Here is a 17,596-nt window from a genome sequence, read left to right as displayed (position 1 = left end):
CGGAATTCCGACACCTGCTCCCGCGCTCCCTAGATAAGGCGAGGCAGACAGATGCGTTGTGTACTGGCGATTTGCGCGGTGTTCAAGGACGAGGCCGCCTATCTGCGCGAATGGGTGGAATTCCATCAGCTGATGGGCGTGGAGCGGTTCTACCTCTACAACAACAACAGCTCGGACCGTTACCTCGATGCGTTGCAAATGCATATCGAGTCGGGCGCCGTGGTGCTGCACGAATGGCCCGACCATCCGGCGCAACTGCAGGTGTACGAGCATTGCCTGAAGACGCACGGCGCCGAAACCGACTGGCTCGCCTTCATCGACATCGATGAATTCCTGTTCTCGCCCAAGGCCCGCCTGCTGCCCGACGTATTGGCCGACTATGCGGAGTATCCGGGTGTCGGCGTCAACTGGGTGATGTTCGGTTCGGCCGGCCATAAGCAGAAGCCGGCCGGCGGCGTGCTGGAAAATTACCTGCGCCGCGGCCAGCTGGAAGGCGGCATAACCTATTTGCAGCCGGACCGCAGCCAGCGCCCGGAAAACGCGCACATCAAGAGCATCGTGCAGCCCTCCAAGATGCTCGGTTGCACCAACGCGCATTTCATGCAGTACGCCGGCGGCGCCCGCGCGGTCGATGAAAACGGCCAGCCGATCGAGGGCGCTTTCACCACCCGGGTGTCGGTGGACAAGCTGCGCATCAATCACTACTGGAGCAAATCGGAAGACGAATGCCGCTACAAGTTCGCCAAGTCCCTGGCCGATGGCAAGGGCAAGCGGGAATGGAGCGCGTTCCTGGAACACGAACACGTCTTGAATGAAGTGCACGATGACACGGTCTTGCGCGTCATCGCGCAACTGGGCGTGTTGCCGCCGACCTGGCCGCTGGAAAGCTTCGTGCGCAACGAGGAGGGCGTGTGGCATTCGCCCTTGCGCGACCGTCCCGCGCACAAGGCGATCCATAGCGTTGCCAGCCGCCTGTTCGAACGTGTGCACGAGGCGCTCGATACGCGCCTGCACTCCGCCGTGCTGGCCAGGGAAATCCACCATCGCACCAGTGCGCTGCAACTGTCGCCACGGCGCGCCAATCCGCTGCATGCGCTCGATCTGGCCGCAGGCAGCCGGGTGCTCGAAATTGGCTGCGGCGGCGGCCCGGTCACCCAGGCCTGGGTGGAACGCGGCTGCCACGTGGACGCGGTCGAGTTCGCGCCACACTGGGCCCGTGTTGCCGCCGCCCGCATGCGCGAGCAGCCGCAGGTGCGCGTATTCCAGGCGAGCTTGCGCGAACTGGACCTGAAGCCGGACTACGACATCGTGTCGCTGACCGTGGCGGACGATTATGCCGAAGCATGGCCGCGCGGCGAATCACTGCGCGAGGCCATCGCCATCGCGGCCAAGGCGCTCAAGCCCGACGGCATCCTGCTGCTCGCCAGCGCCAATCGCCAGGCGCAACCCGACCAGCCGGCACTGCTCACCCGCACCCAGCTGGAAGCCAGCCTGCGCGCCAATGGCCTGGCTTGCATCGAAACGCAGTTGGCGTTTCCCGATGCACTGCTGCCCGAAGTATTGGTGTCCGAGCGCGCGCTCGACCCGTCCCTCGGCCTGCGCGTGGATGAACTGGTGGCGCAGCGGCCGTTCCTGCGCGGCGCGGACAAGGAAGCGGTGCAGTGGGCGATGCACTACGAAGCGGGCACCATGGCGCAGTACGCGCCCGGCCTGTGGCTGATCGCCCGCCGCGATGGCACCGCTTCGCCGCTACGCGCCGGTTTGCTGGCGCAGAGTTTTGCCGACAACCGCGTTCCGGCACTCAATACGGTGACGGAATACATCCTCGAAAACGGTACTGTGCGCGTCGTTCCGCGCGCCATGTCGCCGGATCTGATATGGACCACCTCGGCGTTCGAGCCGATGCGCCAGGCGCGCGCGCATCGCGCCGGCCGCTCGGTACTGGTGGCGATCCGCAAAGCCATCCACGAACGCCGCGCGGACCGCATGATCGCCTTGCTGCGCCAATGGGGCGCCTTGGTCTATGCGCAAGCGGATGACGAGGACAAGCTTCCCGCCGAATGGCTGGACGCCTTGCCGGCGCATGTCTATCTGGAAGCCGACGGCGGCCTGGCATATCACGGTGGCGAATGGCGCGCGCGCCAGCCGATCGAGAAGCAAATCCCGGTGTACGTCGGCCTGTGGCAAATCGCCTATGAAAGCGGGCTGGAATCGCTGCTTGGGCTGGCATCGCCGGTCGAGCGCGTCACCTGGCTGTGCAAGCAACTGTTGATCGACGCCTCGGCCGAATGGATCGGGCACGGGCGCAACATCAACGAATCATTCGCGCGTGAAATCCACGAGGGCGATAGCTGGAACCGCACCGATCGCCACCAGAAGATCATTCCGGAATGGATGATCCCGCCGCCCGCCTCCGACTTGTACAAGCAGTGGCAGGCGCAGCAGAAGCTTGGCGAGGTGACGATCCGGCAGGCGATCCGGCGCATCGAAAAACAGGGCCGCCCGCCGCGCTTCCAGGCCATCGTGATCGATCTGGCCAATGACGTGGAGGCGGCGCTCCGCACCCAGGCGAGCCTGGAAGCCCAGCACTATCCGCATTTCCACATCAGCGTGATCTCCGGCGACGAAGCGCCGATGAATCGGCTCAACGACGAGATCGCCGCCAGCGACGCCGACTGGGTCCAGCTGGTGTATGCCGGCGACCTGTTGCATCCGGCGGCGCTGCTGCTGTTGGCCGAACGCACGGTCTCGCATCCGTACCTGCGCGCGCTCTATGTCGACGAAGATACGCATGCCAATGGCGTGTTCGACAATCCGATCTTCAAGCCCGATTTCAATCTCGACATGCTGCGCAGCTATCCCTACATGGGACGCGCGATCGCCTTCAGCCGGCAGCGTTGCCTGGAACTGGGCGGCCTGCCGGAGCAATACGGCGACATGGCCGTGCACGAACTGCTGTTCCGCCTGCTCGAGACCGACGGCCTGCACACCATCGGCCACGTCGGCGAAGTGATGTACCGCGCCGCGCTGCCGTACAGCCAATGGCTTGCTTCGGAAACAGTGAAGGCACACAGTGCCGCGATTGTTTCCCGCCATCTCGCGCGCATTGGCGTGGCGCACGCGATGGAACCGGGCGCGTTGCCCGGCTTCAATCGCGTGATCTACCAGCACGCCCGGCAGCCGCTGGTCTCGATCATCGTGCCGACCAAGGACCAGCTGCCGCTGCTCAACGGGCTGATCGACAGCCTGCTGTCCAAGACCCGCTATCTCAACTACGAGCTGCTGATCGTCGACAACCATACCGAGGAACCGGCGGCCTGCGCCTACCTTGCCGGGATCGAGGGCCTCAACAGCGCGCAACTGCGCGTGCTGCGCTATCCGCATCCGTTCAACTATTCGGCGATCAATAATTTCGCGGTGGCGCAGGCGCGCGGTGAATACCTGATCCTGCTCAACAACGACACGGCGGTGCTGCACGAAGACTGGATCGAGGCGCTGCTCAACCATGCGCAGCGGCCGGAGGTGGGCATCGTCGGCGCCAAGCTGCATTTCCCGGACGGCCGCATCCAGCACGGCGGCGTGGTATTGGGCTTGCGCGGCGCGGCCGACCATCCGTTCATCGGTCAGCCGATGGAAGCGGACGGCTACATGCACCGTCTGCGCGTGGACCAGAACTACACCGCGGTAACCGCCGCCTGCCTGATGATCCGCAAGTCGGTGTACGAGGAAGTCGGCGGCCTCGACGAGCAGGATTTCAAGGTTTCCTACAACGACGTCGACCTGTGCCTGAAAGTGCACAAGGCCGGCTACCTCACCGTGTGGACGCCGTATGCGCGGCTGATGCACGTCGGCAGCGTCAGCCAGACCAAGGTCGACACCACCGCGCAGGACGCCAAGCTGAAACGCTTCCAGGGCGAGCAGCAGGCGATGTATCGCAAATGGCTGCCGCAATTGGCGCGCGATCCCGCCTACAGCATCAATTTCAGCCTGGATGGCGCCGGCTTCGAGTTGAACGGCCAGCGCAGCAAGGCATGGCAGCCGTTCGCCAATCCGTTGCTGCCGCGCATGTTCTGCGTGGCTGCCGACGAGCACGGCTGCGGCCACTATCGCGTGCTGCAACCGTTCGCCTCGATGCAGCGCGGCGGCATGATCGAAGGCATGATCGCCGACGTGCACCTGCAGCCGGTGGCAATGGAGCGCTTCCAGCCGACCTCGCTGGTATTGCAGCGGCAGGTGGCCGAACACCAGATCAAGCTGCTGGAGAGCTATCGCGATTTCTCGCACGCCTTCAAGGTGTTTGAACTGGACGACCTGATCCAGCAGATCCCGGTCAAGAGCATGTTCTACGACGCCATGCCCAAAGACGTGATCAAGTCATTGCGCCGCGCGCTCGCAACGGTGGATCGCTTCGTGGTCTCCACCGACACATTGGCCGGCGAATTCGAGGGTTTTCATTCCGATATCCGCGTGGTGCGCAACCGCCTGCCGGTGAACTGGTGGAGCGAGCTGAAGAACCAGCGTCGCGTCGGCCGCAAGCCGCGCGTGGGCTGGGGCGGCGGCTCCAGCCATCGCGGCGACCTGGAACTGATCGCCGATGTCGTGCGCGACCTCGCCGACGAAGTGGAGTGGGTGTTCCTGGGCATGTGTCCGGACAAGCTGCGTCCCTACGTGCATGAATTCCATACCGGCGTGCCGATCCACGAATACCCGCGCAAGCTCGCTTCGCTCAATCTCGACCTGGCGCTCGCGCCGCTGGAAGAAAACGCCTTCAATTTCTGCAAGAGCAACCTGCGTCTGCTCGAATACGGCGCGTGCGGGTTCCCGGTAGTGTGCACCGATATCGTGTGCTACCAGGACGACCTGCCGGTCACCCGCGTGAAGAACCGCTACAAGGAATGGACCGGCGCGGTGCGCATGCACCTGGCCGATCTGGATGCCACCGCGAAGATGGGTGATGCCTTGCGGGATGCCGTGCATCGGGACTGGATGCTGGAGGGGGATCGATTGCTGGAGTGGCGCGACGCATGGCTGCCTTAAGCCGCTGGGCGCTTTTGAACGGCATGGCTGTGCAGGTCGCGATATGGAAGTTGCCTGCGGCGCTTTTGAGTGCTGTTTTTTTATGGAACGGAAGATGTCGTGGCGTGGCGTGTCGTGGAGATTGCCTGCGGCGCTTTCGGTCCCTGAAGGGCCCGAGTCACTTTTCTTTGCTGGCCCAAAGAAAAGTAACCCAAAGAAATGGCCTTGAGAGCTCATGGCGCTATGTGGGTTACAAGCCTGCACGTTTACGCCATGGCGTGATCGTTAACGGGCCAGGCTTATACCGCGCCGCTATACCACGTGCGCCAAAGCGATGAGGACTTAAAGCAGGCACTCGGAAACAGCCTGGTCCGTTGGCAGGCAAGTTTTTTGCCTCAACATCTCGACGTGTCGTGGTATAGCGGGGCCTTTAACCTGGGCCGCCATCGATTCAGTTGATCATGAACGTCCAGGCTTTTACCTCTTCTATGCTGCGAACCTTTCAGGCCATTTCTTTGGGTTGGCGGAGTCAATCTGGAAGTGCATCATCGAACTGATCTGCCAGATCTTGACGTCCAAGTGCGCGCATGAACATTTCAGCCGGGCAGTAGTAGTCCAAGGTCGTTTGTGGCCAGCTGGAGCGTTGGTGGCCCAGGGTTACACGCCCCCGCTATACCGCAACAGGTCGAGGCGCTGAGGCACCAAAGCATCAAAGCCCATGACTCGTGCCAGATGATCAAGCCTGCCGATCGCCGGCTTTAAACCCCATCGCTTTGGCGCACGCGGTATAGCCGCGCCGTGTAAGCGGGCCTGGCAACCACCAGACATACGGAAAACCATCAGGCTTATAACCCACATAACCCACGAGCTCTCAAGGCCATTTCTTTGGGTTACTTTTCTTTGGGCCAGCAAAGAAAAGTGACTCGGGCGCCCACGGCGTCCGAAAGCGCCGCAGGCAATCTCCACGTCACGACACGACATCTTGAGCCCATAAAAAACTCCAGCGCTCGCGCACCCGGCATATCCCGGCGCAGAACCACGCAAGACCAGCGTTATCCCACGTTCACGGTATCGTCCGCGAGACCAAGGACACTTAGCGGCTTAATCTCCGATGCCCGGTCAAGGAGCAGCCGTGCCCCATCGTCATTCATTTTTTCGTCAAGCCGCCCTGCGGCACCTGCTACTTTGCGCCGTTTCGCTCGCCGCCGCCTTCGGCGCACACGCCACGGGCAGTGCTTCGCGCAGCCGGACCAATGAGGGGCAAAGCCAGGCTGACCAACTGGCTATCAAGATCTACGACGACCGCATGACCCTGGCCATGACCGAGGCGCCGCAGGTTTACCTGTACGGCTATATCGATGCCGATGCGCCCGCACGTTTTTCGGCGCTGATGAAGTCATGGAAGATCCCCACCGGTTCGGACATCTATTTGAATTCTCCCGGCGGCGACCTGAAAGCCGGGCTGGCGCTGGGCCGGTTGTTCCGTGCAGGCTCGATGGTGACGCACCTGGGTACGCCCACGCGCGGTCCGCACCAGAGCGTCGTCAACAAAAACGCCGTCTGTATCGATGCATGCGCCTACGCTTACATGGGTGGACTGTATCGCTGGGCGCCCAGCGGCAGCGATCACCTCGGCATCACGCCGCAGGGCGCCGAGGCCGCGCATGCACCATCGGCCAGCGCCGAGGTCGACGCCTATCTGAAAGACATGGGCGTCAAGCCGGACTGGCTCGCCTCGGCCTCCACGCCGTCGCACGATGCAACGGCGTGGCTCGATGCCGACCGGATGCTGGCCTCGGGCCTGGCCAACAACGGGCGCCTGAATCTGTTTGCCACTTACAAGCTGTTGTCCGGCGCGCCTTATCTGGAACTCAAGCAAACCGATCGCCACGGCGACCATCGCATTACGTTGCTGTGCAAACCCGACGGCGCGCAGCTGGCTGCGTACAACACGGCAGGCAGCGATCGCGCGCGCCAGATCGTGGCACGCGGCACGCGCTCGTATCTCGAAATCGACCGGCAGCCGGTGCTGGTGCAGGAACAGGATGGCGCTACGCTGGAAGATCAGTCGGTGGTGATCCGCCGCACCTATCCGCTCGCGCAACTGCAACGCATCGCTTCCGCGCAGTCGCTGGGCGCCTGGGTCGAGCAGCGGAGCAGCAGCTTCCGCTACGGCTTCGGATTCGAGGTAACCGGGGTCAGGAACGTGCTGAAGGCGTTCTACGACAACTGCCTGCTGTACGCGCCATCGCCGGCCACGCAGAACCCTTGAGCGCCCCCACGCTTCCCGCCGCTAGGAAAATTTCAGCAGCACGACGCCGCCCAGGATCAGGCCCAGCCCAAGCCAGCCGGAAGGACGCAAGCGCTCGCCGAACATCGCGATGCCGAAGATCGCCGTGGCGATCAGCCCCACGCCACCCCAGATGCCATAGGCCACCGATAACTGGATGCCCTCGATGGCATGGCTCAGCGCGGTGAAAGCCGCGAGCGCGCAGATGATCGCCAGCACGGCGGGGGCCTTTCGGCGGAAACCGGCCGAACATTTCATCAACACGTTCGCGGCGATTTCCAGCGCGATGGCAAGGCCGAGATAAAGCAGATGGACCGGCGCGAAGTCAGGCAGCATGATCGCCCTCCTCGGTGCCGCGCTCCAGCAGCACAATGCCGAGGATGATCGCGCCGATGGCGGCAACCTTGATCGCTCCCAGCGTTTCCGAAAACAGCCATGCGCTGCATAGCGTGATCAGCACCAGCCCCAGGCTTTCCCATGCACCATAGGCCACCGCCAGCGGAATGCGCGCCACCGCCAGGGCCAGCGCGGTGTAGGACATCACCAGCATTCCATACATCACGCCCAGCCCCAGGCCGCGCGCGTCGTGCAGCATGCCGTACTTCATGGCAAGCGTGCCGATCACTTCGGTGAGAATCGCGGTAGCCATGTAAAGCCAATGGCGCATGAGCCAGTTCCTTGTGCTGCGGTGCCCGCGTCGACACCGGGCCGCGCATCGTGCGGGCGATCGGGGGCGGCGAACACGTGCGGATGAGCTATAGCGTGCCGGACTTGCAATCCGCGCACACAGGCTCCGCCACCTTTTGGTCAGTTCGTGTGCAATTCTTTTCTAACCGTATCCCGCACCGCTTTTTGCATGGTCTTGGCCAGCTTTTCGAGTGCCGCGAACATCTCGCTGGCCGTCACCGGAGCCGATGCAGACAAATGCGCCCGCAGCACGCGATTGATCTCGGTCTGGTAGGCGCCAGCAGGGCCGACGAGCGCTTTGAAACCTTCGATCACGTCATCATCGAGCATGATGGTGATGCGTGTCTTGCCGCCACCGGCCTGCTCCTGCAATGTGCTCAAATGCGGAATGTCTTTCGCCCGCCTTGCCTTGGAAAAATCGTACTCAGATTTCATAAGCCTTTTTCTCGCGCGCGGTAGCCCTCCTGGCCGAGATCATGCGTGGCACATCGCCACGCATGGCGTAAACCACTGTCAATAATCGTCCGGCTTCGCTTAGACCGAGTAGAACCCAGCGGCTTTCATCCGCAGAGTCATCCTCCATAGCGAGTGCATTGGGATCGAGCAACGCAGTCACGGCCTCGCCAAACGAAATGCCATGCTTGGCGATATTGGAGGCTGCTTTGAAAGGATCGGCCTCGTATTCCATGCATGCATTATGCATATATTATATGCATAATCAACAACCGATGAGAGCGGACACCATACGCGGCGAAGCACGGCTCGCGCTTAGCCAGCGAAAGCTGCGATTACAGCAGCTTGAAGAATTTTCCCGGCACGCACTGGAAATTGACCGCGTTGGCAATCAGCATGCCGCGCTGGTAGGAGAAGCTCCTGTCGGCGGTCGGCTGGAAGAATTCGATGAAGTCGAGGCTGCGCTTGGTCAATACGAAACCGCCGATCAACGGTGGATTCATCGCGTACATCACCGGCAGCAGCGCCATCATCGAGGTGGCCGGAACGCCGATCAGGTGTTCTTCCAGGTCGCCGCTCTGCTGGCTGTGCTGCGGGTAGAACCACAGCGGCGTGCTGATGAACAGGAACGAGTTGTCGCCCATGCTGGTGAGCAGCGTGCGCAACAGCCACCGCGCGGTATCGGCGGTGAGATGCTCGATGACGTCCAGCAGGCAGATGATGTCATAGCGCGCGAAGCGGTCGGACGGCACGCCCTGCGCCAGGCCGTGCCAGATGTTGCGATAGATCTTGCGTTCGAACAGCGCCGGATGATTGCAGGCACCCTCGAAACCGTCCACGCCGTCCACCGACCAGTGCGCGGTCTGCGGCGTGCCCTTGATCAGTTCGCCGAGGGCGCCGCGGCCGAAGCCGATATCCAGCACCTCCACATCGGCCGCGTTGTCTTTGAGGATATGGAAGATCAGTTCCTTGGGCGACGCCGAATCGCCAGCCGGAAGCAGCTGCGAGGAGGCGATGGGATCGATCAACGCATAGTCTTTGACGATCTGGCGAAACATGCTCGGTTCTCTGTCGATTCGGAGGGTGCGGCCGCGTTGCACGCTGGCGATGTTGGTAGTGCTGCGTTCGCTCAGGCCGGCACGGCCTTGACCACGAACTGGAAGACATTGGCATCCTGCACCGCCATTTCCGGATCGCCGCCCGCTGCCAGCGCCATCGCGCGGATGTGCGGCGCGAACTGGTCGATGGCCGGGTTGTTCAACATGCGCGTGACGCCGGTGGCGATGGCAAAACCCGCGCGCTGGAACATTTCCAGCAAGGTGATGCGGGTAAACCAGCGCAGGTGCGTGCGATCCAGCAGACCGGCCGGTTCGTAGCGAAAATCGCCGCGGCTCAGGCGGGCCTGGATGCTCCAGTGCTGGACGTTCGGCACGCAGGCGAGCAGGCAGCCATCGGCGGGCATGATCTCGCGCAGGTTGGCCAGCAGTTGCCAGGGATCGCGCAAGTGTTCCAGCACGTCGGCGAACACCCAGCAATCGGCGCGGAAACGATCGCGCAGGAACTGCTTGTCTTGCGCCTCGATGTCGAAGGACAGCACTTCGTCGCAATGCTCGGCCGCCATCTGCGTGTATTCGGGCACGATATCGACGCCCACGTAATGCGCGTTCGGATTGAGCTTCTTGTACTCGCGCGCCAATACGCCGGAGCTGCACCCGATTTCGACGATCCGGCGCCGATCGAGCGGCATCAGATTGAGTACGTCCTGGTTGTGGATCTGGTTGACGGGTGTCTGTTGCATACGGTCGCCCTCGGGTGGCGCGGATCAGGATTGCAAGTAGTCGAACAGGCTGGTGCCCTGCACTTTCGCGAACACTTGCTGCGAGGCCTGCAAGGCCGTGGATTGCAGCGACAGGTTGCTGATGGCGGTGGCCATGTCCACGTTTTGCACGTCCGACAGCGCGCTCTGGTAAGTCACGTTCAGGTCGGCATCGCTGCTGCTTTGCTGTTGCAGCGTGTCCATGCGGCTGCCCACGGCGACCTGCGTGGTGGATACGCTGTCCATCGCCGTGTTCAGCGATTCGAGCTGGCGGTTCAGGGTGTTGTTGATCGAAGCGGTGCTGCCGCCGCTTTGCAGCGCGGCGATCATGTTATTGAGCGTAGTGAACACGTCCTGCGTGTTGGATGCCGTGTCCGATTGCACGGTCACCGTATCGCCGGCCGCCGGCGTGCCGCTCATGGCGATCGATGTGCCGTCGAAACTGATGCTGCCGCCGTCGGTATAGGTGCCGGTGATCGGATTGCCGCTGCTGTCGGTGACCGGATTGCCATTGGCGTCAGTCACCGTGTACGCGCCATTGGCGCCAAAAGTGATGGTGTCGTTGATCGGGCCGGAGGCGGTGGCGGCGCTCCATGCGCTGGCATCGGTCACGCTGTTCGCGCCGACCACCAGCGTGCCGGTATTGCCGCTGCCGGCGCTGGCGACGAACGAGCCGTTGCCCGCGGGCAGGTTCATGAAAATCGAACTGCCCGGATCGCCGTTGGCGACCTTCAAGCCCGAGCCGATCGCCGTGAACGACTGCTGGTCGTTGCCGGCATACGTCACCGCGCCGGTATTGCTGTCCATCACGAACGGCGTGGTGGTGCTGCTGGTGCCGGCGAACAGCGCCTGGCCGTTGGCGTCGGTGGTATTGGCCAGCTGCACCAGCTGGTCGCGGTATTGCGTCAGCTCGGTCGCCATGTTGCTCAGGTCGCTGGAGGACATCGCACTGTTGATCGCGCCCAACGCGATGTCGTTCACGCTGCTCAACAGGTTGCTGACCGAGGAAAGCGTGCTCGTTTCGGTGGATAGTCGCGTGGTGGCGCTGCTGTTGTTGCTGGTATAGGTGGTGTTCTCCGCCAGGATGTGGTTCAGCCCCACGACCTGCGCCGCGCCCACCGGATTGTCGGATGCCACATTGATGGCGAGCCCGGTGCTGACCTCGTTCTGCGTCTGCGCCAGTTCGCTCTGCTGGTTGAGCATGGTGTTGACCGATTGCTGGTACATCCACGCGGTGGAAATGCGCATCATGGGAGCTTGCCTCGGGTCTGGGCGTAGCCCGCGTTGCCGCGGCGCGACCGCCAGGTGGTAGTGCGCGGCGCAGCGCTTGCCTGGCTGGCAAGCCAGGCTGCGCGCGGCCGCAGGGTGGACGCAGCGTGGCAACCCGAAGGGCCGGGCCTGTTTGCCCGCCGGGCTGCGTCCGCTCTCAGTTGTGCATCGATGTACACGCCTTCGTTCCTCCTGGCCCGACTGGCAAAGCAGATCCCGGCGCGGGCCACGCCAAGACCGCGGGCACGCGCTTAGCCGTCCTCGATCGCGGTGATCAGGCTGGTGAACAGCATCTGGGCGGTCGAGATGACCTGGGCGGAAGCCTGGTACGCCTGCTGGTACTGCACCAGGTTGGCCGCCTCCTGGTTGAGGTTTACGCCGGCCAGGCTTTGCTGGTTGCTCTGCGCCTGGCTGTAGAGATTGGTCTGCGTCGTCAATTCCGCGCTGGCCTGGCTGCCGGCACTGCCGATCTGCGCGGTGAGGTTGGCATAGCTGGTCACCACCGAAACCGTGCTGCCGTCGATCACGCCGGCATCGGCCAGGCCGGCCAGCGACAACGCATTGCTGTCGTCGCTGAGGCCGTTGCTGTTGGCCGCGACGGTGAAACTGTCACCGCTGGCCGGGGTGCCGCTGAGGCTCAGGCTCCAGCCGTCGGCCGTGATCGGCTGGCCCGATGTGTAGGTCCCGGTGGTGGTGTTGCCGGCGCCATCGGTAATCGTGTAGCTGCCGCCGTTGCCGAACTGGATGGTGGCGCCGGCAAGCAGGTTGGCGTTGGCGCTGTTGCTGACACTGATCGAGCCCACGCTGCCCGTGCCGGTGTTGGAAGCCGCAGCGGTCGCGGTCAGTGCCGCCGCGGCGGCAATGCCCTTGGGATCGGTCATGCTCACCGATAGCGATGCGGCAGCGTTGCGCGTGGGCTCGATTTCGTAGCTGTCGCCGGTTTGCGGCGTACCGGAGGTGCTGAAGGTCAGGCCGTCGGCGGACAGCGTGCCATCCGCATTGGCGGTGAGCGGGACGCTCTGGCCGCCGGTGGTGGACAGGCTCCAGCCGTTGGTGCCGGTCCCGCTACCGGTGTACTTGAGGATGTAGTCGGAGGTGGTCAGCGCCGACGCATCGCTGACCGAGGCGCTCACCGCCGCACTGCCGGCATTCTGGCTGGATGGCAACACCGCAGGCCCGTCCACGCTGAAGATCGCCTGGCCTTGCTGGCCGTTGAGATCGAGGCCTTGCGCCTGCTGTCCATTGACGCTGGCGGCCAAGGCGATCGCCGACTGGCCCAAGGCGTTTTGCGCCGGCTGCAACACGTTGCCGCGATAGCTGATCAAGGCGCCGAGCGTGCCGCCGCTGAGCTGCGCGGTCACGTCGTTGCCGGCACTGTCGAAGACGTCGGTGGTGCCCGGATCGTAGGGGTTCGCGCCGGCGGACAGCGCGTACGATTGCGTGCCGCTCACCAGCGTTTCGCCGGCGGAGGTATACACGCTGATCGAGCCGGTGCTGTCGGTGGAGGCGGAGATGCCGGTCAAGCCGGCCAGCTGCTGCACCAGGTTGTCGCGCTGGTCGAGCAGGCTGTTCGGATTGCTGCCCAGCCCCGCCTGCGCGATCTGGCCGTTGAGTGCGGCAATCTGCTGGCTCAGGGTATTGATGCTGGTGACCGTGCCGGTGACTTGCTGGTTGACCTGGGTCGACTGCTGGCTGAGCTGCTGGCCGAGCGTGTTGAACACGCTGGTCAACGATGACGCCGAGCCCAGGGCTGCCTGCCGCACCGAGGTGGAACTGGGCGAGTTCGCCACGCTGCTGAAGCTGCTGTAGAAATTGTCCAGCGCGGTCTGCAGGTTGCCGCTGTTGCTCAGCAGGCTATTGAGCGTGCTGGTGAGCGTGTTGGCGGTGGTGGCGCTTTGCAGGCCGCTGTTGCTGCTCCACAACGCGCTGGTGAGATATTGGCTATAGGCGCGCTGCACTGCCACCACGTTCACGCCGCTGCCGATGGTGTAGGCGCCGTTGCTCTGGCCGATGCTTTCCACCTGCAGCGCGCTTTCCTCGCTGTAGCCGCTGGTGCTGGCGTTGGCGATGTTGTTGCTGACCGTGCTGAGCGCGACCTGCGCGGCATTCAAGCCGGTAATGCCGATGTTGAGCATGCTGGACATGAAGCGTTCCTCAGGATCAGTGGGCGCGGAAGGTCGGAAAGAAGGTGCCCGCCCGCATCGGGGTGCAGGCGGACGCACACGCCTCCCGACGCTTCCCCGCGTCCGGGGAAGGCAGCGTTGCCTTATGCAGGCGAGCAGCGTTTTCTCTCATGGTGTCGGCACCGGGTCGGCGTTCTTGAGCGCGCTCAGCGCGTTGCGCATCATGGAACTGTTGGCAATGGCTGCCACTTTGCCCGCGTAGTCCGGATCGGTGGCGTAACCGCCTTCGATCAGCGCGCGGGCATAGCCGAGCACATCGTCGCCGTGGCCGCGCGCTTGCGTGTAGCGCGGATCCTTGCCGATCAGGTCGGCGTAGTCGGCCAGCGAATCGGCGATGGATTTGTAGGAACGGAATTGCGCCTGCTTGCGTACCGCGATGCCGCCTTCGTATTCCACCGTGGGTACGTTCACGCGCGAACCGCCCCAGCTGCCGCCGGCCTTGATGCCGAACAGGTTGAAGCTGCTGCTGCCGTCCGGATGCGTGGGCATATGCTTGCCCCATTGCGTTTCCAGCGCAGCCTGCGCCAGCACGGTGCGCAGCGACAGGCCCAGTTCCTTCGCCACGATGCTGGCCTGCGGCGCGAGTTCACGCACGAACGCTTCGGCATCGTCCGGCAGCCATGCCATGGCGGCGCGGCCGGCCGAACGGGTAGCGTCAGCCACTTGATACAAGCGTTGTTTCCAGTCGTCGACGAGCCCTGTCGCCGCCGGATCGACCTGTCCTGATTTATCGCCGTGGTTTTCGTGGCCACCCAGCTGGCGCACCAGCATGTCCGCGATACCCAGGCCCTTGCCGTGTTGCGACAGGTTGAGCGACAACTGCTGGTCGTACATGTCTTGCCACTCGTCGCCCGCCTGGCTTTCGAACAGCGGGTCGCCGAAGTTCGCATCACGCATCGACTTCAGCAGCATTTCGGTGAACATCGACTCAAACTGCCTGGCTACCGCCGGCAGCGTGGCGCCGCTATCGGTCTCAGCCTGATGACGCAAGGCACTGAACCCGGACAGGTCGGTCCAGGTACTCAAGCTTTGCGCCGCGGCGTTGCCCAGATCAGCCATGGCCGGGCCTGCTGGCGGAGTCGGCGCAGCGCGGGCGGCGCATGGGCTGCAAGCAGGCGCTCATATCACCACCAGGTCCGCATGCAAGGCGCCGGCCTGCTTGAGCGCTTCGAGGATGGAGATCAGGTCGGTGGGCGTAGCGCCGACCTGGTTCACCGCGCGCACGATGGAATCCAGGCTCACGCCGGGCCCGAACTTGAACATATGCCCGCCTTGCTGGTTGATCGATACCGAACTGTTGGGAACCACCACGGTCTGCCCGTTGCTAAACGCTCCTGGCTGGCTGACCTGCGGCTGTTCGGTGATGGTGACCTGGATCGAGCCGTGCGCCACCGCCGCCGCGCTCACGCGCACGTCCGAGCCGATCACGACCGTGCCGGTGCGCGAATTGACGATCACGCGCGCCGGCGCATCGCCGGGCGTGACGTCGAGCGATTCGATCGCGCCGAGCCAGGCCACTTTTTCGCCGGGATCGACCGGCCCGCGCACGGCAATGGAGCCGCCGTCGAGCGCATGCGCGGTGCCCGCGCCGTAGAGATGATTGATGGCCTCGACCACGCGGTTGGCGGTGACGTAGTCGGCGGTATTCAAGTTCAGTACCAGGTCGCCGCCACGCTCGAACGAGTTGGGCACCGTCCGTTCAACCGAAGCGCCGTTGGGAATGCGGCCGCTGGCCGAGATATTGATCTGCACGCTGGAACCGCTGCGGCCCGACGCACTGACGCCGCCGACGACCACGCTGCCCTGCGCTACCGCATAGACATTGCCGTCCGCGCCACGCAACGGCGTCATCAGCAGCTCGCCGCCGCGGATGCTCTTGGCATTGCCGATCGAGGCCACCGTCACGTCGATGCTCTGGCCCGGCTTGGCGAACGGCGGCAGCTCGGCGGTGATCGTCACCGCCGCCACGTCTTTCAACTGCGGCTGGATCCCGGTAGCCGGAATCGACACGCCGAACTGCTTGAGCATGTTCTCCAGGCTCTGCGTGGTGAACGGCGCCTGCGTGGTCTGGTCGCCGGTGCCGTCCAGGCCCACCACCAGGCCGTAACCGACCAGCTGATTGCTGCGCACGCCGGCGACTTGCACCAGGTCGCGGATCTTGTCGGCGTGGGCGGAGGGAGTGAAAACCAGTAGCGCGATCAGCACTGCAACGAGAGCTACTCCCCCTCCCCTGCGGGGAGAGCGCTGGGGTGAGGGGCTGCCCTTGCCAGAATGCCCACTAGGGTTGCGGATGTTGATGTTCATGTGTGTATGTCAGGTTGGGTTCTTTCGCGAGGTTGTCCCCTCACCCCAACCCTCTCCCCAGGGGAGAGGGAGAAGAGCGTCAGAACGGCATCCACTTGGAATTGAAGAACTTCGCCAGCCAGCCCTGCGTATTGGCCTGGTCCAGCGTGCCGCGGCCGGTGTAGGTAATGCGCGCGTCGGCCACGCGGGTGGAATCGACGGAGTTGTCCTGCTCGATATCTTCCGGACGCACGATGCCGGACAGACGGATCAGTTCCTGGCCCTGGTTGATGGTCAGCCACTTCTCGCCGCGCACCATCAGGTTGCCGTTGGAAAGGCGCTGCGCCACCGTGACGGTGAACTCGCCGGTGAGCTGGTTGCTCTGCGTGCTGCTGCCCGAACCATCGAAGCTGTTGGCCGTATTGAGCGCGGAATTGGCCGCGGCGCCGCCGCCCACGCTCAACGAATGGCCGAGGATTTCCGGCGCGCCGACATTCACCTTGTCGGTCTTGGCGGTAGTGGTTTCCGATTTCTTGCTCGCCTGCATCGCCTCGACCAGGTTGATGGTCAGGATGTCGCCGATGCGATGCGCGCGCGGATCGTTGAACAGCTCCAGGTTCTGCATGTCGTGGTAGATCGAACCGTCGGCCGGCGGCGGCGCGGTTTTCTCCACCGGCGCGGTGGCGGCCCATTCGGCGTCTTCCTGCTTCTGGCGCTGCTGCATGCCGGCGCAACCGGCGAGCGCCGCCACCAGCAGCGAAGCGGAAACCAGGCGTGCATACACGGAGGGATACGACATGACGGCGGTACTCAGGTCTTGTTGATGACGAACTGCAACATGTCGTCCACGGCACTGATCGACTTGGAATTCATCTCGTAGGTGCGTTGCGCCTCGATCATGTTGACCATCTCCGCCACCACGTTGGTGTTGGACGATTCCAGCGAGCCTTGCGCGAGCGATCCCATGCCGTTGATGCTCGGTTGCCCGGTCTGGGCCGTGCCGCTGGATTCGGTTTCCAGATAAAGGTTCTGTCCCATCGGTTCGAGGCCGGCGGGATTGACGAAGTTGGCCAGCTGCATCACGCCGATCTGCGTGGGCGTGGTGGAACCGTTGCTGGTGGCGCTCACCGTGCCATCGGTGCCGATGGTCACGCTGTTGATGTTGGCCGGCAGCGTGATCGACGGCACCAGCGGATAACCGTCGGCGGTCACCAGCTGGCCGGTGGAATCTTCGTGCAGCGAACCGTCGCGCGTGTAGGCAACGGTGCCATCGGGCAGGCTGACCTGGATGAAGCCGTTGCCCTGGATCGCCACGTCCAGCGAATTGCCGGTCTGCGTGACCGCGCCCTGGGTGAACAATTTTTCGCTGCCGACGACTTTCACGCCGGTGCCGAGCAACAGGCCCGACGGCGCCTCGGTCTGCTCGGTGGTCTGGCTGCCGGGCTGGCCTTCGTTCTGGTACATGAGGTCCTGGAACGACGCACGCGAGGCCTTGAAGCCGGTAGTGCTGGCGTTGGCCAGGTTGTTGGAGATCACGTCCATCTGCGTCTGTTGCGCATCAAGGCCGGTCTTGGCGATCCAGAGTGACGAGAACATGGG

14 protein-coding genes are annotated in these 17,596 nt (G+C 63.7%); 2 read left to right on the top strand and 12 right to left on the bottom strand.

What is annotated here, in order from left to right:
- Nucleotides 1-51: 51 nt before the first annotated feature.
- The gene (locus ISP15_RS05110; RefSeq protein WP_404545785.1) at nt 52-5,037 is read left to right on the top strand and encodes a glycosyltransferase family 92 protein; all 4,986 of its coding nucleotides are present in this window, start codon (nt 52-54) and stop codon (nt 5,035-5,037) included.
- 1,111 nt (nt 5,038-6,148) lie between these two features.
- Nucleotides 6,149-7,288 (top strand): hypothetical protein, encoded by a 1,140-nt coding sequence (locus ISP15_RS05105; RefSeq protein ID WP_404545783.1) that lies wholly within the window; start codon nt 6,149-6,151, stop codon nt 7,286-7,288.
- A 21-nt stretch (nt 7,289-7,309) separates the two neighbouring features.
- On the opposite strand, the gene mdtI is transcribed toward ISP15_RS05105, so the two are convergent.
- The 12 genes from mdtI to flgG all read right to left on the bottom strand — a co-directional run bounded on the left by mdtI (nt 7,310) and on the right by flgG (nt 17,593).
- Complete coding sequence (gene mdtI, locus ISP15_RS05100) at nt 7,310-7,642, bottom strand: multidrug/spermidine efflux SMR transporter subunit MdtI (RefSeq protein ID WP_404545781.1); 333 nt, start codon at nt 7,640-7,642, stop codon at nt 7,310-7,312.
- Nucleotides 7,632-7,973 carry an SMR family transporter gene (locus ISP15_RS05095; RefSeq protein ID WP_404545779.1) on the bottom strand — a complete coding sequence of 114 codons (342 nt, stop codon included), beginning with the start codon at nt 7,971-7,973 and terminating at the stop codon, nt 7,632-7,634. The genes mdtI and ISP15_RS05095 overlap by 11 nt, the downstream gene beginning before the upstream one ends.
- Before the next feature lie 140 nt (nt 7,974-8,113).
- A complete protein-coding gene (locus ISP15_RS05090) occupies nt 8,114-8,428 on the bottom strand; it encodes a BrnA antitoxin family protein (protein WP_404545777.1) in 315 nt (104 codons plus the stop codon).
- Complete coding sequence (locus ISP15_RS05085; RefSeq protein ID WP_404545775.1) at nt 8,418-8,681, bottom strand: BrnT family toxin; 264 nt, start codon at nt 8,679-8,681, stop codon at nt 8,418-8,420. The genes ISP15_RS05090 and ISP15_RS05085 overlap by 11 nt, the downstream gene beginning before the upstream one ends.
- A 100-nt stretch (nt 8,682-8,781) precedes the next feature.
- On the bottom strand, nt 8,782-9,504 hold the full coding sequence (locus tag ISP15_RS05080; RefSeq protein ID WP_404545774.1) for a methyltransferase domain-containing protein: 723 nt from the start codon (nt 9,502-9,504) through the stop codon (nt 8,782-8,784).
- A gap of 71 nt (nt 9,505-9,575) precedes the next feature.
- Entirely contained in the window at nt 9,576-10,244 is a 669-nt protein-coding gene (locus ISP15_RS05075; RefSeq protein ID WP_404545771.1) for a class I SAM-dependent methyltransferase, read from the bottom strand.
- Nucleotides 10,245-10,268: 24 nt separating this feature from the next.
- Nucleotides 10,269-11,513 (bottom strand): flagellar hook-associated protein FlgL, encoded by a 1,245-nt coding sequence (flgL, locus tag ISP15_RS05070; RefSeq protein WP_404545768.1) that lies wholly within the window; start codon nt 11,511-11,513, stop codon nt 10,269-10,271.
- Between the two features lie 269 nt (nt 11,514-11,782).
- Nucleotides 11,783-13,675 carry a flagellar hook-associated protein FlgK gene (gene flgK / locus ISP15_RS05065; protein WP_404545766.1) on the bottom strand — a complete coding sequence of 631 codons (1,893 nt, stop codon included), beginning with the start codon at nt 13,673-13,675 and terminating at the stop codon, nt 11,783-11,785.
- A gap of 147 nt (nt 13,676-13,822) precedes the next feature.
- Entirely contained in the window at nt 13,823-14,773 is a 951-nt protein-coding gene (gene flgJ, locus ISP15_RS05060; protein WP_404545764.1) for a flagellar assembly peptidoglycan hydrolase FlgJ, read from the bottom strand.
- Nucleotides 14,774-14,833: 60 nt separating this feature from the next.
- Nucleotides 14,834-16,018, bottom strand: a complete 1,185-nt coding sequence (locus tag ISP15_RS05055) for a flagellar basal body P-ring protein FlgI (protein WP_404545762.1) — start codon at nt 16,016-16,018, stop codon at nt 14,834-14,836.
- Nucleotides 16,019-16,097: 79 nt separating this feature from the next.
- Nucleotides 16,098-16,796 carry a flagellar basal body L-ring protein FlgH gene (gene flgH, locus ISP15_RS05050; RefSeq protein WP_404545760.1) on the bottom strand — a complete coding sequence of 233 codons (699 nt, stop codon included), beginning with the start codon at nt 16,794-16,796 and terminating at the stop codon, nt 16,098-16,100.
- An 11-nt stretch (nt 16,797-16,807) separates the two neighbouring features.
- Complete coding sequence (flgG, locus tag ISP15_RS05045) at nt 16,808-17,593, bottom strand: flagellar basal-body rod protein FlgG (protein WP_404545758.1); 786 nt, start codon at nt 17,591-17,593, stop codon at nt 16,808-16,810.
- Nucleotides 17,594-17,596 lie beyond the last annotated feature (3 nt).

It is taken from the genome of Dyella jejuensis (genome assembly GCF_044904675.1).
GTDB classification, from domain to species: domain Bacteria; phylum Pseudomonadota; class Gammaproteobacteria; order Xanthomonadales; family Rhodanobacteraceae; genus Dyella_B; species Dyella_B jejuensis.
The sequence above is the reverse complement of the archived record's forward strand: the minus strand, read 5'-3'. Positions and strand labels throughout refer to the sequence as shown.

What these genes read in the sequence shown, in the direction of transcription:
- flgH (WP_404545760.1), bottom strand. Translation starts at nt 16,796, where the DNA reads ATGTCGTATCCCTCCGTGTATGCACGCCTGGTTTCCGCTTCGCTGCTG.
- ISP15_RS05080 (WP_404545774.1), bottom strand. Translation starts at nt 9,504, where the DNA reads ATGTTTCGCCAGATCGTCAAAGACTATGCGTTGATCGATCCCATCGCC.
- flgL (WP_404545768.1), bottom strand. Translation starts at nt 11,513, where the DNA reads ATGATGCGCATTTCCACCGCGTGGATGTACCAGCAATCGGTCAACACC.
- flgJ (WP_404545764.1), bottom strand. Translation starts at nt 14,773, where the DNA reads ATGGCTGATCTGGGCAACGCCGCGGCGCAAAGCTTGAGTACCTGGACC.
- ISP15_RS05090 (WP_404545777.1), bottom strand. Translation starts at nt 8,428, where the DNA reads ATGAAATCTGAGTACGATTTTTCCAAGGCAAGGCGGGCGAAAGACATT.
- ISP15_RS05085 (WP_404545775.1), bottom strand. Translation starts at nt 8,681, where the DNA reads ATGGAATACGAGGCCGATCCTTTCAAAGCAGCCTCCAATATCGCCAAG.
- ISP15_RS05055 (WP_404545762.1), bottom strand. Translation starts at nt 16,018, where the DNA reads ATGAACATCAACATCCGCAACCCTAGTGGGCATTCTGGCAAGGGCAGC.
- ISP15_RS05075 (WP_404545771.1), bottom strand. Translation starts at nt 10,244, where the DNA reads ATGCAACAGACACCCGTCAACCAGATCCACAACCAGGACGTACTCAAT.
- flgG (WP_404545758.1), bottom strand. Translation starts at nt 17,593, where the DNA reads ATGTTCTCGTCACTCTGGATCGCCAAGACCGGCCTTGATGCGCAACAG.
- mdtI (WP_404545781.1), bottom strand. Translation starts at nt 7,642, where the DNA reads ATGCTGCCTGACTTCGCGCCGGTCCATCTGCTTTATCTCGGCCTTGCC.
- ISP15_RS05095 (WP_404545779.1), bottom strand. Translation starts at nt 7,973, where the DNA reads ATGCGCCATTGGCTTTACATGGCTACCGCGATTCTCACCGAAGTGATC.
- flgK (WP_404545766.1), bottom strand. Translation starts at nt 13,675, where the DNA reads ATGTCCAGCATGCTCAACATCGGCATTACCGGCTTGAATGCCGCGCAG.
- ISP15_RS05110 (WP_404545785.1), top strand. Translation starts at nt 52, where the DNA reads ATGCGTTGTGTACTGGCGATTTGCGCGGTGTTCAAGGACGAGGCCGCC.